Annotated in this window: 23 protein-coding genes and 1 tRNA gene; 22 read left to right on the top strand and 2 right to left on the bottom strand. The window is 46.4% G+C overall.

From position 1 onward, the window contains the following. Nucleotides 1–9 precede the first annotated feature (9 nt). The 3 genes from A8806_RS15990 to A8806_RS16000 all read left to right on the top strand — a co-directional run bounded on the left by A8806_RS15990 (nucleotide 10) and on the right by A8806_RS16000 (nucleotide 2199). A complete protein-coding gene (locus A8806_RS15990) occupies nucleotides 10–918 on the top strand; it encodes a DUF4340 domain-containing protein (RefSeq protein ID WP_109732213.1) in 909 nt (302 codons plus the stop codon). Between the two features lie 122 nt (nucleotides 919–1040). Further along, nucleotides 1041–1448: a hypothetical protein gene (locus A8806_RS15995; protein ID WP_109732214.1), complete on the top strand. Its 408-nt coding sequence runs from the start codon at nucleotides 1041–1043 to the stop codon at nucleotides 1446–1448. A gap of 19 nt (nucleotides 1449–1467) precedes the next feature. Then, nucleotides 1468–2199: a J domain-containing protein gene (locus A8806_RS16000; protein WP_109732215.1), complete on the top strand. Its 732-nt coding sequence runs from the start codon at nucleotides 1468–1470 to the stop codon at nucleotides 2197–2199. Nucleotides 2200–2289: 90 nt separating this feature from the next. Here A8806_RS16000 and A8806_RS16005 read toward each other — a convergent pair whose 3' ends face one another. Then, entirely contained in the window at nucleotides 2290–3300 is a 1011-nt protein-coding gene (locus A8806_RS16005; RefSeq protein WP_109732216.1) for a uroporphyrinogen decarboxylase family protein, read from the bottom strand. A 280-nt stretch (nucleotides 3301–3580) separates the two neighbouring features. Between A8806_RS16005 and A8806_RS16010 the strand changes: the two genes are divergently transcribed. The 3 genes from A8806_RS16010 (at nucleotide 3581) to A8806_RS16020 (ending at nucleotide 7545) form a co-directional block, all read left to right on the top strand. Further along, a complete protein-coding gene (locus tag A8806_RS16010; RefSeq protein ID WP_109732217.1) occupies nucleotides 3581–5212 on the top strand; it encodes a PucR family transcriptional regulator in 1632 nt (543 codons plus the stop codon). 184 nt (nucleotides 5213–5396) lie between these two features. Then, nucleotides 5397–6686, top strand: coding sequence for a cytosine permease (locus tag A8806_RS16015; protein ID WP_109732218.1), 1290 nt, complete (start codon nucleotides 5397–5399; stop codon nucleotides 6684–6686). Between the two features lie 34 nt (nucleotides 6687–6720). After that, nucleotides 6721–7545 (top strand): nitrilase-related carbon-nitrogen hydrolase, encoded by an 825-nt coding sequence (locus tag A8806_RS16020; RefSeq protein WP_109732219.1) that lies wholly within the window; start codon nucleotides 6721–6723, stop codon nucleotides 7543–7545. A 326-nt stretch (nucleotides 7546–7871) separates the two neighbouring features. On the opposite strand, the gene A8806_RS16025 is transcribed toward A8806_RS16020, so the two are convergent. Then, nucleotides 7872–7955, bottom strand: a tRNA-Leu gene (locus A8806_RS16025). A 208-nt stretch (nucleotides 7956–8163) separates the two neighbouring features. Between A8806_RS16025 and A8806_RS16030 the strand changes: the two genes are divergently transcribed. The 16 genes from A8806_RS16030 (at nucleotide 8164) to A8806_RS16105 (ending at nucleotide 21976) form a co-directional block, all read left to right on the top strand. Beyond that, the gene (locus tag A8806_RS16030; protein ID WP_109732220.1) at nucleotides 8164–9126 is read left to right on the top strand and encodes a beta-ketoacyl-ACP synthase III; all 963 of its coding nucleotides are present in this window, start codon (nucleotides 8164–8166) and stop codon (nucleotides 9124–9126) included. 78 nt (nucleotides 9127–9204) lie between these two features. After that, complete coding sequence (locus A8806_RS16035; RefSeq protein WP_109732221.1) at nucleotides 9205–9429, top strand: acyl carrier protein; 225 nt, start codon at nucleotides 9205–9207, stop codon at nucleotides 9427–9429. Next, a complete protein-coding gene (gene fabK, locus A8806_RS16040) occupies nucleotides 9422–10411 on the top strand; it encodes an enoyl-[acyl-carrier-protein] reductase FabK (RefSeq protein ID WP_278321118.1) in 990 nt (329 codons plus the stop codon). Before A8806_RS16035 ends, fabK begins: the two co-directional genes overlap by 8 nt. Further along, complete coding sequence (gene fabD, locus A8806_RS16045; RefSeq protein ID WP_109732223.1) at nucleotides 10404–11324, top strand: ACP S-malonyltransferase; 921 nt, start codon at nucleotides 10404–10406, stop codon at nucleotides 11322–11324. Before fabK ends, fabD begins: the two co-directional genes overlap by 8 nt. Continuing rightward, complete coding sequence (gene fabG / locus A8806_RS16050) at nucleotides 11318–12058, top strand: 3-oxoacyl-[acyl-carrier-protein] reductase (protein ID WP_109732224.1); 741 nt, start codon at nucleotides 11318–11320, stop codon at nucleotides 12056–12058. Before fabD ends, fabG begins: the two co-directional genes overlap by 7 nt. A gap of 12 nt (nucleotides 12059–12070) precedes the next feature. After that, complete coding sequence (gene fabF, locus A8806_RS16055; RefSeq protein WP_109732225.1) at nucleotides 12071–13306, top strand: beta-ketoacyl-ACP synthase II; 1236 nt, start codon at nucleotides 12071–12073, stop codon at nucleotides 13304–13306. Nucleotides 13307–13333: 27 nt separating this feature from the next. Next, nucleotides 13334–13834: an acetyl-CoA carboxylase biotin carboxyl carrier protein gene (gene accB, locus A8806_RS16060; protein WP_109732226.1), complete on the top strand. Its 501-nt coding sequence runs from the start codon at nucleotides 13334–13336 to the stop codon at nucleotides 13832–13834. Between the two features lie 75 nt (nucleotides 13835–13909). Then, nucleotides 13910–14341 (top strand): 3-hydroxyacyl-ACP dehydratase FabZ, encoded by a 432-nt coding sequence (gene fabZ, locus A8806_RS16065; protein WP_109732227.1) that lies wholly within the window; start codon nucleotides 13910–13912, stop codon nucleotides 14339–14341. A gap of 15 nt (nucleotides 14342–14356) precedes the next feature. After that, the gene (locus tag A8806_RS16070; RefSeq protein ID WP_109732228.1) at nucleotides 14357–15694 is read left to right on the top strand and encodes an acetyl-CoA carboxylase biotin carboxylase subunit; all 1338 of its coding nucleotides are present in this window, start codon (nucleotides 14357–14359) and stop codon (nucleotides 15692–15694) included. 85 nt (nucleotides 15695–15779) lie between these two features. Then, entirely contained in the window at nucleotides 15780–17501 is a 1722-nt protein-coding gene (locus tag A8806_RS16075) for an acetyl-CoA carboxylase carboxyltransferase subunit alpha (RefSeq protein WP_109732229.1), read from the top strand. Nucleotides 17502–17518: 17 nt separating this feature from the next. Then, the gene (locus A8806_RS16080; protein ID WP_109732230.1) at nucleotides 17519–18583 is read left to right on the top strand and encodes an NAD(P)H-dependent flavin oxidoreductase; all 1065 of its coding nucleotides are present in this window, start codon (nucleotides 17519–17521) and stop codon (nucleotides 18581–18583) included. Nucleotides 18584–18619: 36 nt separating this feature from the next. Continuing rightward, nucleotides 18620–19066: a MarR family winged helix-turn-helix transcriptional regulator gene (locus A8806_RS16085; protein ID WP_109732231.1), complete on the top strand. Its 447-nt coding sequence runs from the start codon at nucleotides 18620–18622 to the stop codon at nucleotides 19064–19066. 140 nt (nucleotides 19067–19206) lie between these two features. Continuing rightward, entirely contained in the window at nucleotides 19207–19839 is a 633-nt protein-coding gene (locus A8806_RS16090) for a DUF6465 family protein (RefSeq protein WP_109732232.1), read from the top strand. A 222-nt stretch (nucleotides 19840–20061) separates the two neighbouring features. After that, the gene (locus tag A8806_RS16095; RefSeq protein WP_109732407.1) at nucleotides 20062–20646 is read left to right on the top strand and encodes an HD domain-containing protein; all 585 of its coding nucleotides are present in this window, start codon (nucleotides 20062–20064) and stop codon (nucleotides 20644–20646) included. 35 nt (nucleotides 20647–20681) lie between these two features. Continuing rightward, the gene (locus A8806_RS16100) at nucleotides 20682–21410 is read left to right on the top strand and encodes an NAD-dependent protein deacylase (protein ID WP_109732233.1); all 729 of its coding nucleotides are present in this window, start codon (nucleotides 20682–20684) and stop codon (nucleotides 21408–21410) included. A gap of 41 nt (nucleotides 21411–21451) precedes the next feature. After that, nucleotides 21452–21976, top strand: coding sequence for a nitroreductase family protein (locus tag A8806_RS16105; RefSeq protein WP_109732234.1), 525 nt, complete (start codon nucleotides 21452–21454; stop codon nucleotides 21974–21976). The last annotated feature ends 11 nt before the right edge of the window (nucleotides 21977–21987 follow it).

The raw sequence follows: 21987 nt of genomic DNA on the forward strand, positions 1-21987 counted from the left end.
GAGGATAAGATGGGACAGAAAAAGAAGAAGTCTATGATTCTGCTGTTTGCTGTTCTTGTGGTGCTCGTGGCGGCATATTTCATTCTCCAGTCATGGAATAAAAGCCAGGACAAAAAGGAACAGGCAAAAGAAGAGGCAGAAAACATTTATATTACGGATATAGATACAATAACAGACATAAAATATAATATTGGCAGCGGTGACATGGAATTCACCAAGGAAGACGGCACATGGTATGTTACTGCTGATAAAGACTTTCCGCTGGCACAGTCATACCCGGAGCAGATGGCAGATACGTTCAAAAAACTTAAGGCAGAGCGTGAACTGAAGGATGGCGATTCCCTCGAGGATTACGGCCTGACGGAACCAGTTTATACGGTATCCCTGACAGATGGGGAAGGCGGCGAGACAACACTGTATTATGGAAATGCGGCAGGAGATGACTATTATGTCACCGTGGGTGATGAGGGAAAGGTTTACACGGTAAGCAGTACTACCATATCAGACCTCCAGTATTCGCTGGAAGATATGGCACAGCTGGATACTTATCCAAACATCGGAAGCGGCAACCTGAAGAAGGAAGTGATCACACAGGGCGGTCAGACAACGACTTATGATTCAGAGAATGACGATGATGCCCAAAATATCGCCGCGGTTGCAGGCGGACTCGGTGCAGTCACGCTTAGTAAGGCGGCTGACTATTCTGTAGAGGATAAAGACCTTGCAGGATTCGGCCTGGATGAAGGCAGCAGAACAACGGTAGAGGCAGTTTACACGTCAGATGATAAGGAAAAGACACTTACCCTCTATATCGGCGGGACGGACGACAGCGGAAACAGATACGTGATGATGAATGATTCCAGAATTGTCTATCTGATATCGGAAGAAATATGTAAAAATATTTTGAATGAAGAATAAATTTATAGTTATTTAATAAGAGTTTTCTTGACAATCCGCGAAAAACAGAGGAAAATGTCTTTCATGTAGTCATACAGCCCGCAGAAAACTGCGGGCAAGAAAAAAAGTGAGGTTGGTATAGAATGAAAGAAAAACTGGTACGGTTTATGCAGGGTCGGTACGGAGTAGATACATTTTCAAAATTTCTGCTCGTTTTAGGTTTGGTTGTCGTGCTGCTCTCATCCTTTTTCGCGGGAAAGACGGTCGGAACAATCTGCTATGTATTGGGATGGGTCCTGATTATTTACTGCTATTTCAGAATGTTTTCTAAGAATGTGACGAAACGGTATGCAGAGAACCAGTCGTTTATGGCCAGGACATACAAGATCCGCTGCTTTTTCCAGAGACAGAAGAATATGTTTAAACAGAGAAAGGCATACCATATATATAAATGCCCGGGCTGCGGACAGAAGATCAGGATCCCGAGAGGAAAAGGAAAGATTGAAGTGCGCTGCCCAAAATGCAGCAATACATTCATAAAGAAAAGTTAAGTGAGGGTATAAGGGAACAATGAATGATCCATACAGAGTGCTGGGAGTGTCACAGGATGCTTCCGATGACGAGATAAAGAAAGCGTACAGGACGCTGAGCAGAAAGTACCATCCCGATGCGAATATCGACAATCCGCTGAAGGATGAAGCGGAGGCGAAGTTTAAAGAAGTGCAGCAGGCCTATCAGCAGATTATGGATGAACGGGAGAGAGGATATTCAGGCGGCCAGGGTGGTTTTGGCAGTTCACAGGGCGGTTATGGTGACTTCGGTGGTTTTGGAGGATTCGGTGGCTTTGGCGGCTTCGGAGGGAACCGTTCCTATGGCAGCCAGACCGGGGACAGTGAATCAGACATTCACTTGAGAGCCGCGGCAAATTACATACAAAGCGGCCATTACAAAGAAGCACTCAATGTTCTGGATGGTATCAAGGAGCACAGCGCCCTCTGGTATTTTTACAGCGCTTCGGCTAATTCCGGAATGGGGAATAATGTGACGGCGCAGGAACATGCCAAGGAAGCGGTAAGGCTTGATCCGGACAATATGCAGTACCAGATGCTTTTAAATCGTCTTCAGGGAACCGGGGGATGGTATCAGCAGAGGCAGAGCGCCTATGGCTATCCGGTCATGGGAGGCAGCAGCTTCTGTATGAAGCTGTGTATCGCTAACCTTGTGTGTAATCTCTGCTGTGGCGGAGGCGGACTGTGCTGTAACGGAGGCGGTTATGGAGGCGGATTCGGCAGATATATGTAGTAATAGTATGATGATAAATAGAGGAAGGCGGTAAACGGAGTGGGAGCTTCGGTTACCGCCTTCTGCTTATACCTGCAGACTGTCTGAATGTTATCCGGCGTAGAATTCATCTACCGCTTCGAAGAATGCATTGATATTCTCCCACTTAGAAAGCGGGGGGATATCACAGCCGGAGGAGATGACGAAGTTTGGATACTTACAGCATTTGTCCATGATCTCCTTTGTAGCAGCTTTGATAGATTCTGTTGTTCCGTTTCTGAACTGGCCGGCCGGGTCTACATTTCCTGCAGCTATGATGTGTGCGGGAATGTGCGGCATCATCTCAGCCATGTCGATCGCATTTCCGAAATGAAGGAGCGGGCAGCCTGTTGCGATGATAGAGTCGATCTGTTGGATTGTGCAATTTCCGCAGTTGTGGTAAACGATAATGAATTCATCATCCTGAACAGCATCTACGATCTGTTTTACGTAGTCAGCAGAGAATTCTTCAGCGAGTGACGGGGAGAGCAGTCCTGCCAGAGGCTCTGCGAGGACAATACCGTTTGCTCCGGCTTTTTTGTATTCACGGCAGTAATTAATGATGAATTTTGTGACTTTTTCAAGCACAGTATGTACCATATCCGGCTCTTCATAACAATAGATCATAGCCTCGGATACATCCATTAACCTTCCTGCAAGCGAGAATGGTCCGATCGCTCCAGCGAGAATGGGGCGGTCTTCAATTAACTTTGCGGCTTTTTCAATTGCTTCTATATAAGTGGATGTTCGTCCTGCACCGATTTCAGGGATTTCGAGCGCATCGGCCTCTTCTTCTGTATTGACAACACTTCCGATAACAGTCGGAACTTCCTCATCTGATACACGGATTGTGGAGCCGAAGCATTCAGCTTCGACAGACAGATCCATAAGGCTTACAGAAGCGGATGCATCTGTACTTTCTGCAACAATCTGCATACCGCGTGCCTGAAGGTCACTGCTGGAAATCAGATCCTTTACTGTGATCCCCATCTTCTGAATTGCCGGGAATGACAACACTGGCATTGCCTTCTTAACAGGGTTATTAATCGTATCCGCGATCCATTGTTTCATATTCATCTTCATATATTACCTCCTGGGAAACTTTGTTCTTGATAAAATAAGTATAACGAGTTTAACTATTGATTTTTAGTAAAAATATTCTGTTTTTTGAAATTTTTATACTTTTGTTAGATTGTTCCATACCCTGTTCGCCCTTATACTTTCATTTATTATTGGATATTTTTGAATACCATTGTTTGACTTTTGAAGATGTGTGTCGTACCATGTTAAATAGTAAGGAAGAGGATAGCTGTTCATGGTTTTGAATAGATGAAAAACCGATGAAATGTAAAGGGGTGAGTAAATGACTGTTACTGTAAGGGAGGCACTTAGATCAAAAGCGTTTAATGGCTGCAGTCTGATTGCCGGGGAAGCGGGTCTGGACCGGCCGATCTCCTGTATCGACGAGATGGAAGTGCCGAACATCCTGCCCTGGCTGAAAAAGGATGAATTATTGATTACGACCGGATATGCGGTCAAAGACGACGAAGGTGCCCTGTTGGGAATTATTCAGGGGCTGTATGATGCCGGCTCATCGGGGATTGCCCTGAAGACAAGATTTATTGGCAATATCCCGCCCAGTATCACAGAATTGGCAGACAGACTGGAAATTCCGATTATCGTAATTCCGCCGGAACTCCCTTTTATAGATATCATCCATCCTTTGATGAAACAGATCGTGGATGAACAGAATATGAAGCTTGAATTTACGGAACAGATGAATGAGCGTTTTCTGAATCTGCAGATCGAAGGCGGAAGCTTTGATTCTATCTGCAGTATGCTTGGCAGCCTGATCCAGTGTGATGTCCTGATTACATACCGGAATTTTGAAGTAATCAGTTCTTATCAGGCATCACAGGGGAGCATGTCCGGGTGGATCGAGGATAATGGGACAGGCGGTGTATTCCTGAAGGACTTTCTGAAAGACCCCCAATTTTGTCAGGGCGGCAGTCTGGTCCGTCTGGAGGATGGCGGCGAGATGATGGCCTGTATGATTAATGTAAAAGGCAAATGCCGGGGATATATGTATGTAATGGGAAGGTCAGGACAGTTGACAGAGATGATGCAGATCGCAGTCAGGCAGGCTTCCGTTTATGCCGCTTTGGAATTCTCTGGAAAAGGACTTGCTGAGGAAAGAGAGTTTCATCAGGACACAGGCTTCTTTCTGGACCTGATCAATGAGAACACTTTATCGGAGGATGAGGCACAAAAGAGGGCCAGGGGCCACGGGTGGGCGGTGCTCCCGTGCCGTATGACAATATCTGATATCGATGATTTTGAGAGCTTTGCAGAGGGGAAAAGTGAGCAGGAGATCCAGAATATTAAGGATGATATCTTAGAGGAATACAAGTCTGTAATTAAGAAAAAGTTTCACGTATTCTTTGTTACGAATCTCAGTGACCGTTTCTACTGTCTGTTTCCGCAGAGTGCAGATAAGTTTCAGATTATCGACCTGATCGGTGAAATATGCATAAGGCTGAAAAAGAAGTTTATGCTCACCATGACAACCGGAGCCTCAAACATGATAGAACAATTCAGCCGTTTTGGCGAAGCACATGAGGAAGGAAAAACAGCGGTCGAGATCGGAAAAAAAGAACGGTCAGGTCGGTCTGTTTTCTTCATAGATGATCTGGCGCTTGAATCTGTATTTTTAGAGATGGGCAGACAGGAGTATTTCCGGAATTTCAGTAGCAGCCTGTTAAAACCATTGGAGGAGTACGACAGAGGCCATGAGAGCAGGCTCATGGAAACACTTGAGATGCTGACAGAAAAGGCCGGTGCACGCAAGGAAACGGCAGATGCACTGTTTCTCCACAGGAATACACTGCTTTACCGCCTCAGCCAGATAGAAGAGATTACCGGATTTAATTTGAATGATCATGAGGTGATATTGAAGCTTACGATAGCTTTTAAAATTAGAAGGTTTGTTTTTTAGGTGCAGTATGCCCAACCCTGGAAGAGATATTTGTGCAGGACGAATGATGCATGAAGACGTCCTGTATGTTATATTTTATTTGTAAACTAAATGTGATAAAGAGCAAAGAAGCTGTACTGATTTTTGGGTGCAGCTTTTTCTGAACAGGCAGGTCTTTATCAGGAGTGAGAAAGGAGAGGGCATAATGGGAAATGAGAAGGAGAAGACAAATGTACTGAATGATTATGCAACATCGTCTGTACCGGAGGAAAGGACTTATAATTGGTTGTCTATGGGGCTGATCTGGGCAGGAGTAGGCATCAACCTGGGAATGATTGTAATTGGTGGTGCACTTGGAAACGGGCTGAGCTTTAAACAGGCGGTTGCCGCTGCATTTATTGGAGGAATTGTACTTGCGATTGTTACGGGGGTCTGCGGTGTGATAGGGGCACACACCCATCTTTCTACAGCAATGATCAGTTCATTTACTTTTGGAAAAGCGGCTATTGTGATTATTGCATTAATTCAGGCATTTGGCTCCTACGGCTGGTTTGGTGTTCAACTGGGGCTGTTTGGTGAGACGGTTAGCACAACGGTAAAGATGGCAACTGGGGTTTTGCTTCCTACCTTCTTATGTGTTATTGTAGGAGGCATTTTGATGATTCTGACTTCTACATTCGGGTATAAGAGTCTGGATTTGCTAAGTAAGATTGCAGTTCCGCTTCTGATTATCCTTCTGGTGGCATCCGTTATAAAGGTGATGCAGGGATATTCAATGGGAGAAATTGTAGAGTTTCAGGCAGCAGGGCAGGCGATTACCGTAGGTTATGGGATATCCAGCGCAATCGCTTCATTTATTGTAGGGGCAGTTGTAGCACCCGATGTATCCAGATATGCGAAGTCAGCGAAAGATACAATACTTGCGGCAATCTTTGCCTTCGCTATTGTTGTTCCGGTTATGCTTGTTGTAGGCTGCCTTATGGCACAGGTGACAGGAACTTCTGATATTATTGAAATTATGCTGAGGCTGGGCTGGGGATTTGCCGCTCTTCTGGTATTAATGCTGGCACAGTGGACTTCCAACGATAATAATCTTTACTGCGCGGCTCTGGGATTTGCCGTTGTATTCAAGAAACTGAAAAAATATCAGATCACCATAATCTCAGGTGTAATTGGAATTCTGCTCGCATTGACGGGAATTGCACAGAATATAACAGGTTTTCTGAATTACCTTGGAGTATTAATTCCACCGATGGGCGGTGTACTTGCATCTGACTATTACTTCTTCCATAAGGCCAGATACAAGGAGGAATTGGCAGGGGAAGTGAAAAACATCGAAACACCGGCATGTGTGGCATGGGTAGTAGGATCTGCTATATCATTTATTACCACGTATACTGCCGTCCGGCTGACAACCGTGCCGAGTATTGACGGTATGCTGGCAGCATTCCTCGTCCATTTTATCTGGACTAAATTGATAGAGAAGAACAAATAGTTTATAGAAAACAGTTGAAGTGAGGTAGAAGAATATGGGCAGAAAAGTAACCGTTGGGTTAGTGCAGATGGACTGTGTTTTAATGGATAAAGAAAAAAATATAGCAAGGATGCTGGAATTTTTAAAAGAGGCTTCTGAGAAGCATACGGATATAATCTGTTTCCCCGAGATGTGCACAACAGGCTACAGCCCTGACCTGATTCAGGGGAAATATCTGGAGCTTGCAGAGGAGCCGGATGGCGAAACATTTCAGATATTAAGTAAGAGGGCGAAAGAATACGGTATGTATATTGCCGCCCCAATTGTCTTAAAAAGCACCATGCCGGGAGTACTGTATAATGGACTTATTATGGTAGGGAAAGATGGAAGCCTGATGGGAACCTATAATAAGACACATCTCTGGGCGGGAGAGCGCTTTTGGTTCAGGTCAGGCAGTGAATATCCGGTCTTCCAGACCGAGTTTGGAAAAGTCGGAATGATGATCTGCTACGATGGAGGATTTCCGGAAGTCTCCAGAATTCTGACATTAAAAGGTGCCGAGCTCATCTTATGTCCTAGTGCCTTTCCGATCTGGGACAAAGACATGTGGGATATCTACTTTGCTTCCCGGTCACTGGAAAATGGCTGTTTCGTTGCAGGAATTAACAGGGTAGGCACTGAAGGCAAGTGTGAGATGTTTGGGAATAATAAAATCTACAACCCCAGAGGGAAGCTGCTGGCTGAGGCACCTGTAAATGAGGAGGCACTGCTGACCTGTACGGTAGACCTCGATGAAGTGGCATACTATCGGGAAAACGAAGTCGTATATCTGAGAGACCGCCGCCCTGAAACATATGAAATTATTTCGGAATTGTATTAGAGGAAAAATCCCCGCCCTGCATGGCAAAAGCAGCGGCGGGGATTTTTTGATGTATTATTATAACCATGTGCTATTCTATAAAAAATAGCCCGTTATCCAGTACTGGACTCAGGGCTTGTGGTGGGAAAGGAACTAATTTTGTTGGCGAGGAGATTAGTTCCAATCTCATAAAAATATTCTATCATATAATTATCTGAATAAGTGCAACAATATATCGCATATTTTATGTATATTTCCGTAAGCAACGGAGCAGCCCGCTAATCCAGCAAACGTGTCAGCCACGCAGAAAAACAAAAAAGCTGTAATCACAAGGATTACAGCAATTATGCGGAAGAAGAGACTTGAACTCTCACAGGATAAACTCCCACTAGAACCTGAATCTAGCGCGTCTGCCATTCCGCCACTTCCGCTCGACAAGTGATATAATAGCATATAATCACCTCATTTGTAAACCCCTTTTTTACAAATTTTTTAAATTTTTTTAAGGAGTGTTTTTTTAAGTTTATTGTGTCATTTATATTTTATTCTTGACATTTACAATTATTATGATATACTTTGGTAATCAAAGTATTTTAAAATAAAAATATTTGGAAATGAAATTAAACACGGAGAACGATTATGATAGGAAAGATATGTGGAACAGGTTCATACGTGCCGGCTCATTTTCTGGACAATAATGATTTGGCCAAGATTGTAGATACAAACGACGAATGGATCCGTGAACGGACTGGCGTCGTAAGAAGACATATTATAGTAGACGAGACAACCGTATCCATGTCCGTAGAAGCATCGAAGCGGGCTTTGGAAAACAGCGGCATTGATCCGGAGGAACTGGATTTGATACTGGTTTCTACATTTACATCAGAAGTTCTGCTGCCTAGCACGGCCTGCGAGGTGCAGAAAGAACTGGGGGCGGTAAATGCGACCGGTTTTGACCTGAATGCAGCCTGCACCGGTTTTTTATTTGCCTATAATACAGCCCAGGCATACATAGCCTCAGGCGTTTACAGGACCGTATTGATCATCGGGGCGGAGAGCCTGTCTAATACCGTAAACTGGGAGGACCGCGGGACCTGTATCTTATTCGGTGACGGCGCGGGGGCGGCGGTTTTGAAAGCGGAAGAAGGCGAAGCTGTCCGGCCGGTAACGCATTCGGACGGGAGTATGGGAGATGCCCTGACCTGTATGAGCAGGCACAGAAAAAACCGGCCCATAGAAGGGGAAGATCTGGATTCTTATATGAAGATGAACGGCCAGGCGGTTTTTAAATTCGCAGTCAGGTGTGTGCCGGAGGTAATCCGGGAGACCCTCGAAGGGACTGGTATCGCGGTGGGCGACATCAATTATTTTGTACTGCACCAGGCAAACAAAAGGATTGTGGAATCAGTCGCAAAGAGGCTGAAGGAAGACATCAGCAAGTTTCCTATGAACATGGATGAGTATGGAAATACATCCTCCGCCAGCATTCCGATTCTTCTGGATGAAATGAACCGGAAGGGGATGCTCAAAAGAGGTGATAAGCTGGTGATGTCCGGTTTCGGGGCAGGCCTGTCGTGGGGCGCGGCTTATCTTGAATGGTAGTTTTGGTAATACCCGGCATGGACCGGATTACACATATAAATAAAAAGAAAAATGGAAGTAAGAAAGGAATTTAAAATCATGTTAGAAAGAGTAAAAGAAATCGTAGCAGAATCATTAGGGGCAGAAATCAGCACACTTACAGAGGAGACTTCCTTCAAAGATGATCTGGCAGCAGATTCTCTGGACTTATTCGAAGTAGTCATGGCTTTCGAGGAAGAATTCGACGTAGAGATCCCGTCTGAAGACTTAGAGCAGATCGCAACAATCGGCGATGTAATCAAGTATCTGGAAGCACATAAATAAGAAATTTTATAAAGTAGTTCATAAATTAAGAAAGGTTGTTAGTATGAAGACAAAAGTAACCGAAATATTAGAAATCGAATATCCGATCATACAGGGTGGAATGGCATGGGTTGCTGAATATCATCTTGCAGCCGCCGTATCAGAAGCTGGCGGGCTTGGGCTGATTGGTGCGGCGAGCGCGCCTGCTGACTGGGTACGGGAACAGATCAGGGAAGCGAAAAAGCTTACCCAAAAGCCATTTGGCGTAAATATTATGCTGATGAGTCCTTATGCGGATGAGGTGGCAAATGTAATTGTGGAGGAAGGCGTTAAGGTTGTGACAACGGGTGCCGGATCTCCTGAAAAATATATGAAGATGTGGAAGGAAGCAGGAGTAAAGGTAATTCCTGTCGTTGCATCTGTAGCACTTGCAAAGCGTATGGAACGCTGCGGTGCAGATGCCCTTGTTGCAGAGGGGACAGAGGCAGGCGGACACATTGGTGAAAATACAACGATGGTATTAGTGCCACAGGTTGTAGATGCGGTGAGCATCCCGGTTATCGCGGCAGGCGGTATTGCGGACGGCAGAGGAATCGCAGCAGCATTTATGCTGGGCGCACAGGCCGTACAGATGGGAACTCATTTTGTGGTTACGAATGAATCTATTGTTCATGACAATTATAAGAAATGCATTCTGAAAGCGAGAGACATTGATTCCAGAGTGACAGGGCGCACGACAGGGCATCCGGTCCGCGCACTGCGCAACCAGATGACGAAACTGTACTTACAGAAGGAGCAGGAAGGGGCATCTTTTGAGGAACTGGAGCTTTTGACACTGGGCGGTTTAAGGAAGGCTGTTGTGGATGGCGACGTGGTAAACGGGAGCGTGATGTCAGGCCAGATTGCCGGTATGGTTAAGGAAGAGATGTCCTGCCAGGAGCTGATCCAGAAGCTGGTAAAAGAGACAGATGACCTGATTGGAGGAAAAGGTTTTTATGAGTAAGACTGCATTTATATTTCCCGGACAGGGCGCACAGAAAGCCGGGATGGGAAAAGATTTTTATGAACATAGTGAAACGGCAGCAGAGATTTTTGACATGGCATCTGAGCTGCTTAATATAGATATGAAAGAATTATGTTTCGAAGAAAATGATCTGCTGGACCAGACAGAATATACACAGGCGGCATTAGTTACTACGTGTCTTGCAATGGCGGCAGTACTGGAAGAAAGAGGGCTGAAACCGGATGTATCAGCGGGATTAAGTCTGGGAGAGTACTGTGCGATTGTAGCAGCAGGCGGGATGAGCGCCGCGGATGCGGTTACTACAGTCAGAAAGCGCGGGATCCTCATGCAGAATGCAGTGCCGGGAGGCGAAGGCTCAATGGCTGCTGTTCTGGGACTTGGTGCAGATGTGATTGAGAAGGTGTTAAGCGGCATTGAAGGAGCAGGGATTGCAAATTATAACTGTCCGGGACAGATTGTAATTACAGGATTAAAGGACAGTGTGGAAAAGGCGGCTGAGGCTTTGAAAGAAGCCGGGGCCAAGAGGGTGCTTCCGCTGAATGTGAGCGGGCCGTTCCACTCACCATTCCTTTCAGAGGCGGGAAGAGAACTCGGAAAGGTGCTTGAGGGTGTTGAACTGAAGTCTCTGAATATCCCTTATGTGACGAATGTTACGGCAGAGTATGTAAAGGATATTGGCAGTACGAAAGAACTGCTGGAAAAACAGGTGGCGTCTTCTGTACGCTGGCAGCAGAGTGTCGAAAACATGATTGCCGATGGTGTGGATACATTTGTGGAAGTCGGGCCCGGTAAGACACTTGCAGGGTTCATGAGAAAGATTGATAAGTCGGTAAAAGTATACAATGTAGGCACATGGGAAGATGTAGACAAGGTGGTTAGCGAATTATGTTAGAAGGAAAAACAGCGATTGTTACAGGCGCATCGAGAGGCATCGGAAGAGCGGTCGCCCTCAAGCTGGCAGAAGAAGGCGCGGCTGTCGTGATTAATTATAATGGTTCTGCCGACAGAGCAGAGGAAGTTAAGAATGAGATTGAAAAAAACGGCGGAAAAGCGGAAGTGATGCAGTGTAATGTATCCGATTTCCAGGCCTGTGAGAATTTTATAAAAGAAGTGACTGCAAAGTTTGGAAGAATTGACATTCTGGTTAACAATGCAGGAATCACAAGAGATGGTCTTTTGATGAGGATGTCAGAGGATGATTTTGATGCGGTAATCGATACGAATCTGAAGGGGACTTTCAACTGCATCCGTTTTGCCTCCAGACAGATGATGAAGCAGAGAAGCGGCCGCATTATTAATCTTTCATCCGTATCCGGTGTTTTGGGAAATGCAGGGCAGGCAAACTACTGTGCATCTAAAGCAGGAGTGATCGGACTGACAAAATCGGCGGCAAGGGAACTGGCATCCAGAGGGATTACGGTAAATGCCATTGCACCGGGATTTATTCATACGGAAATGACAGAGGTACTGCCGGAGAAGGTAAAAGAAGCCTCTGTCGCGCAGATACCGCTGGGAACGTTCGGGGAACCGGAAGACATCGCCGAGGCGGCGGCATTTCTGGCATCAGAAAAAGCAAGATACATTACAGGACAGGTCTTGTGTGTAGACGGCGGAATGGCAATGTAAAAGGAGATTAGTATGAAAAGAAGAGTTGTAGTGACCGGACTGGGGGCAGTGACTCCGATCGGTAATACGGTAGAAGAATTCTGGAGCGGGATTCGTGAAGGAAAAGTCGGAATCGGACCAATTACAAAATTTGATGCATCTGAATATAAAGTGCAAATCGCTGCAGAGGTGAAAGATTTTGTGGCAAAAGAGCGAATGGATTTTAAGGCGGCAAAACGTATGGAGCCTTTTTCCCAGTACGCGGTTGCTGCGGCAAAGGAAGCATTTGAAGATTCTGGTATAGACATTTCGAAGGAAGACGCATACCGCGCAGGCGTAATTGTCGGCTCCGGTATCGGAAGCCTCCAGGTTGTAGAACAGAATTATACAAAGATTGTGGAAAAAGGACCGAGCAGGGTCAATCCGCTGATGGTGCCGCTGATGATTTCCAACATGGCGGCAGGGAATGTTTCGATTCAGTTAGGTTTAAAAGGGAAATGTACAAATGTTGTGACTGCGTGTGCTTCCGGAACAAACTGTATCGGTGATGCGTTCCGTGCAATCCAGTATGATGATGCGGATATCATGGTTGCCGGCGGTACGGAAAGCTGTATCTGTCCGACAGGCGTGGCCGGATTTTCAGGACTGACCGCACTTTCCACTTCCACGGACCCGATGCGGGCATCCATTCCGTTTGACAAAGACAGAAATGGGTTTGTGCTCGGAGAGGGAGCCGGTATCGTTGTTCTTGAGGAACTTGAGCATGCAAAGAAGAGAGGGGCAAAGATCTACGCCGAGCTGGCAGGCTACGGTTCTACAGGAGATGCATACCACATCACATCCCCACAGGAAGACGGGGAAGGAGCCGGTATGGCGATGAAGATTGCGATGAAGGAAGCAGGCGTTGCTCCAGAGCAGATCGACTATATCAACGCACACGGAACGAGCACACATCATAACGATTTGTTTGAGACGAGGGCGATCAAATATGCGCTCGGGGATGCGGCGAAAGATGTTGCGGTCAACTCCACAAAATCTATGATCGGGCATCTGCTCGGTGCAGCAGGCGGTGTCGAGTTTATCGTTTGCGTGAAGAGTATTCAGGACGGTTTCATTCACAAGACGGCAGGAAGCATCGAGGCAGAAAAAGATTGTGATCTGAATTACACATTCGGCTCCCCGATTGAAAAGGATGTCAATTATGTACTGACCAATTCACTTGGATTCGGCGGCCATAATGCAACCCTGCTAGTAAAGAAGTATCAATAACAGGTAATAACGCGAAAGGCGGATATCATGAAAATAGAAGAAATATTACAGTTAGTGGATTCAGTATCCAAATCCGCGTTGGCGGAATTTAAATATGAAGAAGGCGGAGTAAAGCTTTCTCTGAAGAAGGCAGCGGCAGTCCAGTATGCCGCTACAGATGCAGTGGCGTATACACAGGCACCCGTATCACCAGCAGCACAAAAGCCGGCTGTTACGGCCGAGATGGCATCGGATGAGACAGCATATGTGGCAGCTGCATCAGCTTCAGATACACCGGCAGAAAAGAAAGCAGACGGTAAAGTCGTAAAATCTCCACTGGTAGGGACATTTTATTCTGCGCCTTCAGAAGAGGCAGAGCCATTTATAAGCGTCGGCGACAGCGTTAAAGAAGGTCAGGTCATTGCAATTGTAGAGGCGATGAAACTGATGAACGAAATCGAAAGTGATTTTTCTGGAAAAGTAGCAGAAATACTGGTCCAAAACGGGGACACAGTAGAATACGGACAGCCATTGTTTGTTATAAAATAGTCAATTAACTGCAAAGGGGTCAGACCCCTTTGAAAATGTCAGTTTGGGCTTGACATAAAGAAAGAAGGTTTTTGCATGAATAGATTAGATATTAAGCAGATTCAGGAAATTATTCCTCACAGACATCCGTTTTTACTGGTGGACTATATCGAGGATTATGAGCCGGGGCAGTTTGCCGTTGGTTATAAATGTGTGACTTACCGGGAGGATTTTTTCAAGGGACATTTCCCGGACCATCCTGTTATGCCGGGAGTGCTGACGTTGGAAGCGCTGGCGCAGGTCGGTGCAGTCGCGATTCTGAGCCAGGAGGAACACCGCGGCAAAATCGCGTTTTTCGGGGGCGTACAGAAGTGTAAGTTTAAAGGCATGGTGAACCCGGGAGATAAGATCAGGCTGGAAACGAAAATCATCAAGCAGAAGGGACCTGTCGGAGTCGGTGAGGCGGTTGCGACTGTGGATGGCAAGGTCGTTGTCAGTGCAGAACTGACTTTCATGGTTGGAAAATAAGGAGATGTGCAGGTTATGATTGAAAAGGTATTAATTGCAAACCGCGGAGAGATTGCCGTGCGCATTATCCGTGCCTGCAGGGAGATGGGGATCGAGACGGTAGCTGTGTATTCGGAGGCGGATAAAGAGGCTTTGCATACCCAGCTGGCGGATGAGGCAATCTGCATCGGGCCTGCCCCTTCTACGGAAAGTTATCTGAGTATGGAACGAATCATCAGCGCGACGCTTGTATCTGGAGCAGATGCGATTCATCCGGGATTCGGTTTTCTGTCCGAGAACAGTAAATTCGCGGAACTGTGCGAGCAGTGCAACATCACGTTTATCGGGCCGTCATCCGAAGTGATCCGGAAGATGGGGAATAAGCAGGAAGCCAGAAATACAATGGTTGCCGCAGGTGTTCCGGTAATACCGGGCAGCAAAGAACCAATCTACGATGCCCAGACAGGTGCCGCCATAGCAGATGAAATCGGCTACCCGGTTATCGTGAAGGCCGCCCTCGGCGGAGGCGGAAAAGGAATGCGCGTGGCTGAGACTCCTGAAGAGTTTGAAAGCAGTTTTAACACAGCACAGAAAGAAACCCAGATGGCTTTCGGTGACAACACGATGTACATTGAACATTTCGTGCAGCACCCAAGGCATATCGAGTTCCAGATCATGGCAGACAAACATGGTAATGTCATTCATCTGGGGGAGCGTGACTGTTCCGTTCAGAGGAACCACCAGAAAATGATAGAAGAGTCCCCGTCCATTGCATTGTCAGACGCAATGCGCAGGGAAATGGGGGAGGCAGCCGTGAAAGCGGCGAAAGCGGCCAATTACACAAACGCCGGAACAATCGAATTTTTGTTAGAAAAGAGCGGCAATTTCTATTTCATGGAGATGAACACAAGAATTCAGGTTGAGCACCCTGTAACAGAATGGGTAACCGGAATCGACTTAATAAAAGAACAGATAAAAATCGCCGATGGAAGAGAACTGAGTTATACACAGGATGAGGTAACCATCACGGGCCATGCCATCGAGTGCCGCATCAACGCAGAAAATCCGAAGAAGAACTTCCGCCCGTCCCCCGGTACGATCACAGACATGTACCTGCCCGGAGGAAAAGGTGTGCGTATCGACTCCGCGATCTACAGCGGCTATACCGTAACCCCTTACTACGATTCCATGCTGGCAAAACTGATCGTGCATGCGAAAAACAGAAAAGAAGCGATTCGGAAAATGCGCAGTGCCCTCGGCGAGATTATAATTGAGGGAATTGACACGAATGTAGATTATCAATATGAAATTCTTCAGCATCCAGATTTCGAGTCAGGCGATATAGATATTGAATTTATAGAAAAAATGTCATGATAATGAAAGGGAAATTTTCAGAATTATCAGAAAACGGACCGCAAAAGGGTCTGACCCCTTTGCAGTATAAAGTTAGGAGCTGTCTATGAAGTTACAGAATATGTTTAAAAAGACGAGCAGAAAAAGTTATATTTCTTTGAAGGAATCCAGACCGGAGGTCCCGGAGGGGCTGCTTCGGAAGTGTAATAAATGTGGAGCAGCAATTATTGCGGATGATGTGAAAAATGGGTTTTATATCTGTCCGAAGTGCCACGGTTATTTTCGTGTCCATGCGTACCGGAGGATTGAGATGATTGCCGATGCCGGTTCTTTTGAAGAGTGGGACCGCGGCTTGGTGACGGGGAATCCGCTGGATTTTAAGGGATATGAGGAAAAGATTGAGGTACTTAAGGAGAAGACGAATCTGGAGGAAGCGATTGTTACCGGCAAGGTTGTGATTGACGGACGTCCGGCCGTGATCGGCGTGTGCGATGGCCGCTTTTTGATGGCGAGCATGGGCGAAGCCGTGGGCGAGAAGATCGCACGTGCGGTGGAGCGTGCTACAGAGGAAAAGCTCCCAGTTATTATCTTTGCCTGTTCGGGCGGTGCCAGAATGCAGGAGGGGATTGTATCCCTGATGCAGATGGCGAAGACTTCGGCTGCTTTGAAGCGCCACAGTGATGCAGGACTGCTCTATATTTCTGTACTGACAGACCCGACGACAGGCGGTGTGACAGCAAGCTTTGCAATGTTGGGGGATATTATTCTGGCAGAACCGAATGCCCTGATCGGTTTCGCGGGCCCGCGCGTGATTGAGCAGACAATCGGGGAAAAACTGCCGAAAGGTTTTCAGCGCTCGGAATTTCTGCTGGAGCATGGCTTTATAGATAAAATTGTGGATCGCGAAGATATGAAGCAGGAACTGGCTCATATTCTCAGCCTCCACTGTAAAAATGTAGAGGTTGCCGGATTGCAGGAAACTATATTTGAAGAAAAAATGAGCGCACTGGAAGGCAGAGAACCACAGCAGGCGAAAAGCAGCAAACACCATACGGCATGGGAACGCGTGCAGGTATCCCGCAAGAAGGACCGTCCGGTGGGGGCAGAATACATTGAAAACTTATTCGAAGACTTTGTGGAATTCCACGGAGACCGTTTCTATAAAGATGATAAGGCAATCATCGGTGGTATTGCATCTTTCAAAGGAATACCTGTGACGGTCATTGCGCAGGCAAAAGGGAAGACAACAAAGGAAAATATCGAACGGAACTTCGGAATGCCATCCCCTGACGGATACAGAAAAGCCCTCCGCCTGATGAAACAGGCCGAAAAGTTTGCCCGTCCGGTTATCTGTTTCGTAGATACCCCCGGGGCATTCTGCGGATTAGAGGCGGAAGAGCGCGGACAGGGTGAGGCGATTGCCAGAAACCTGTTTGAGATGTCAGGCCTGAAGGTCCCGGTCCTATCCGTTGTAATCGGAGAAGGAGGAAGCGGCGGTGCCCTGGCGATGGCCGTTGCGGATGAGGTCTGGATGCTCGAAAACTCCATTTATTCCATACTCTCCCCGGAAGGCTTTGCGAGCATTCTGTGGAAGGACAGCAAACGCGCAAGCGAGGCTGCGGAAGTTATGAAGCTAACGGCAAAAGACCTTCTGGAGCTGAAAATCATCGAGCAGGTGATTCCAGAACCGGAGCATTATACACAAGAGAACCTGACAGAAGTCTGCAATACTCTGGAAATCAAAATCGCAGAATTTCTGAAGAAATATAGAGCTTTACCAGAGGCTGATCTCACAGAAAAACGATATCAGCGTTTCAGAAGGATGTAAGAGAAAAGAGGTAGTATATGGATCCATTTAAAATTGGTGGAAAGACGGTGAGAGTTCCTTTGATTCAAGGGGGCATGGGAGTCGGTATCAGTCTTGGAAATCTGGCCGGCAGCGTAGCGGCAGAAGGCGGAGTGGGAATCATTTCCACGGCCCAGATTGGATTCAGGGAACCTGATTTTGACCAGCATCCTTCTGAGGCTAATGTCCGGGCGATTCAAAAAGAAATGGATAAGGCAAGGGCTATTTCACCGGACGGCCTGATCGGCTATAATATTATGGTTGCCTTAAGAGATTATAAACAGCATGTAAAAGCCGCCGTACAGGCAAAAGCCGACATCATCATCTCCGGTGCGGGACTTCCGACAGAACTGCCGGGACTTGTGGGGGACAGCAGTACAAAGATTGCGCCAATCGTATCGACCGAGAAATCGGCAAAGGTGATTCTGAAATACTGGGGCAAAAAATACCGCCGCACAGCAGACCTTGTTGTCATCGAGGGCCCGAAGGCCGGCGGTCATCTCGGATTTAAGGAAGATGAACTGAAAGTATACACACCGGAAGTTTACGAAGACGAGATTAAAAAAATTATAGCAGTTGTACATTCTTATGAAGAAGAATACCAGACAAAAATCTCAGTGGTAATTGCCGGGGGAATCCATGACAGAGAAGACGTCATACATGCATTGTCACTTGGTGCCGACGGCGTTCAAGTGGCTTCCAGATTTGTAACAACAGAGGAATGTGATGCCGATATCCGGTATAAACAGGCATATCTGGATGCAAAAAAGGATGACATCGTAATTGTTAAGAGTCCCGTAGGCATGCCCGGACGTGCAATCTTGAATCCGTTCATGAAACGTGTTATGCTAGGTGAGAAAATAGAACACACACCATGCCACGGTTGTCTGGCAAGATGTAATCCGGCAGAGATACCATACTGCATCACAGACGGCCTGATCAACGCCGCAAAAGGAGATGTAGACCATGCACTACTATTCTGCGGAGCCAAAGCTTATCAGGCACAGCGCATGGAAACTGTGAAAGAAGTGATAGATTCCCTGTTTGACCGTAAAGAGTCCTGACATCATAATAGGAATCAGGAAAGGAGTACAGCATCTGTGAATGCACATGAGAAAATCAATGATATCCTCGTACATCTGTTTAATGAAATCTGGGAATTGGAGGAAGATGCCATTATTACAGATGAGTATAAAGATATCAGCAACAATGACATGCATATCATAGAGGCCATCGGACTCGGCAGCGACAGCACGATGTCCGTGGTAGCCAAGAAACTCGGCATTACTGCCGGGTCTCTTACTACGTCTGTAAACAGCCTGGTAAATAAAAAATATGTGGTGCGTGAAAGAAGCGAAACGGACCGCCGTGTCGTATACATCCGCCTGACTGAAAAGGGGCGCCGGGCATACAGGCATCATGAAGATTTCCATATGCAGATGACAGATGCGGTGATCCAGAGTCTTGACGAAAATGAGATGCCGGTCTTGCTCAAAACACTCGAAAGCCTCTCAAAATTTTTCCGCGGGTACAAAGAAGAAAAATGACAGTTACTTGACCATTTTAGTGACTATGGAAATTTTTTTTTGACGTTTCAGGGAAAATGAGGTACAATACCCCTTGTAACAAAAAAATGTTTATGTTGAAGCCAAGATACTTGAGTTTGTTTTAGCAGGAGGGAGCAAGTATGGTAACCAGAAAAACAACAACGAAAACAACAAAGAAACCAGTAACCGCGAAGGCAGCAGAAAAGGCTGTAGAGACAACGGCAAAAACAGCAGCTGCAAAAGCAGAGGCTGCAGAACCCGTTAAAACAGCGGCTGAAAAGACAGAGGCTGTGAAACCAGTTAAGGCTGAACCAGCGAAAGAGGCTGTTAAAAAAGCACCGGTTAAGACAGAAGCTATTGAGACAAAAGCCGGTCAGGCAAAGGCGATTGAAACGAAGAAAGACACGACGAAAGCGATAGAGACCAGAGCAGCAGTTTTAAAAGATCCGGAACCTGTAAAAGAAGAGAAGCCAGTTGTGAAGAAAGCAGCAGTTAAGAAGACTGCTTCCAAGACAACAGCTAAGAAGACAGCTGCAAAACCAGCTGCAAGAACAGCAGCGAAAAAAGCAGAGGTTAAGACGGAGTTATTCCTTCAGTTTGCGGGAAGAGAGTATACTCAGGAAGAAGTTCTCCAGAAAGTGAAAAATGTCTGGACAAAAGAACTGAAAAACAAAGTCGGCGATATGAAAGATGTAAAGATCTATCTGAAGCCGGAAGAATTTGCGGCGTATTATGTAATTAATGGTGATACAACAGGGAAAGTAGACTTATAAAATGCTCATTATACATAATAGAAAGACTCCGGATATGGGACTGAAAAATGCTCATATCCGGAGTCTTTCATTTTTAACCGGTATACTTTTTAGCATAACATTAGCAATTGTTGGTTACTGTTTACAGGTTATCTGTGAACAGTAACGATTGTAAAAATGGACAAGAGAGTTTACAATAAAAATATAGAGATCCAAAAACAGAAAAGAAAAGGGGCAGCGAAAATGACAAGGTTAGAGCAGCAGATTCAATTCATTACGGAAATCGACAAGGTAAAGAATATTTACCGGCAGTCCTATCTGGCAGATGGTCAGAGGAAAGAAAACGATGCAGAGCATTCCTGGCATATCACTTTGATGGCAGTACTCCTTCAGGAATATGTGCCCGGAACAGACCTGACAAAGGTTATGATTATGGTACTGATCCATGATCTGGTAGAGATTGACGCAGGGGATACATATGCCTATGATTCCGCAGGAGCCGAGACAAAACGGGCGAGAGAAGAGAAGGCGGCGGAGAGAATCTTCGGGCTTCTTCCGGAAGACCAGGGAAAGTATTTCCGCAGTCTGTGGGAAGAATTTGAAGAGTATCAGACACCTGATGCAAAATTTGCACACCTGCTGGACAATTTCCAGCCTCTGCTGCTCAATGACGCGAGTGGCGGAAAAAGCTGGGCCGAACACGGCGTGAAGAAGTCACAGGTATATAAGCGGAACGAGAAGATTGAAGAAACGTCAGAAGATGTATGGAAATGTATGCAGGCCATTGTACAGAGGCATATCAATAAAGGAAACCTGAAAGACGAGTAGGGGGCACGAAGCAGGACAAGACAGGAGGGCGTAAGATGTATGAAAAGGAAGTAGAGCAGCTGCAGGAAATCATAGATGAAAGTGAGAACATCGTATTTTTCGGCGGCGCAGGAGTATCAACGGAGAGTCATATTCCGGATTTCAGAAGTGCGGACGGTATCTACCACCAGTCGTACAAGTATTCACCCGAGCAAGTTGTGAGCCATAGTTTTTTCATGCAGTATACAGAAGCATTTTATGATTTCTACAGAGAAAAAATGATGATTCTTGATGCCCGTCCGAATCCGGCCCACCTCAAGCTGGCAGAATTAGAGCAGGCGGGGAAACTGAAAGCAGTGATCACCCAGAATATTGATGGACTGCATCAGGCCGCAGGCAGCAGGACCGTGTATGAGCTTCACGGCAGTATCCACCGTAATTACTGCATGGAATGCCATCGGTTCTATGACGCACAGTTTGTGAAAGAATCCATAGGCATTCCGCGCTGCGAGTGTGGGGGTATCATTAAGCCGGATGTCGTGCTTTACGAGGAAGGGCTGGATTCAAGTACCATACAGGGTGCAGTGGAGTCCATAGCCCGGGCGGATACGCTGATTATTGGCGGGACATCCCTGGTCGTGTACCCGGCGGCAGGATTCATCGATTACTTCCACGGGAGGCACCTTGTTGTTATAAATAAATCCCGGACCGCGAAAGCAGTCAGGGCCGAACTTAACATTTCTGCGCCAATCGGGGAGATTCTGGGTCAGATCGAAGTTCGTTAACAGATTTCATATACAGAACAGACAAAAGGAGGAAGAATAATATGGAGCTTCTTGAGACTATGAGAAGACGCAGAAGCATTCGAAAATATACAGACGAGCCGGTTGAAAAGGAAGTGCTCAACCAGATCCTGCAGGCGGGCTTATTATCTGCATCGAGCAGGACAAGACGGCCGTGGGAGTTCATTGCCGTAACAGACAGGGAAACCTTAAAGCTCATGTCCAAATGCAGGGCCGGGGCAGCAAAAATGCTGGAGAATGCTGCCTGTGCGGTCGTTGTGATTGCAAACCCCGAAATAACAGATGTATGGACGGAAGATTGTTCCATAGCAATGACAAACATGCATCTGATGGCTTCCAGCCTCGGTGTGGGAAGCTGCTGGATACAGGGACGCCTGAGGGAAACGCCTGACGGAGGCACAACAGAAGCTTTTCTTCGTTCCATACTGAAATATCCGGAAGGGTATAAACTAGAAGCAATCCTGTCCCTGGGTATGCCGGATGAACAGAAAGACGCATACGAATTGGACGAACTGCCGATAGACAAAGTGCACTGGGAACAGTTTTAAATGATTATTAA

The organism is Faecalicatena orotica (assembly GCF_003149245.1).
GTDB lineage: Bacteria > Bacillota > Clostridia > Lachnospirales > Lachnospiraceae > Faecalicatena_A > Faecalicatena_A orotica.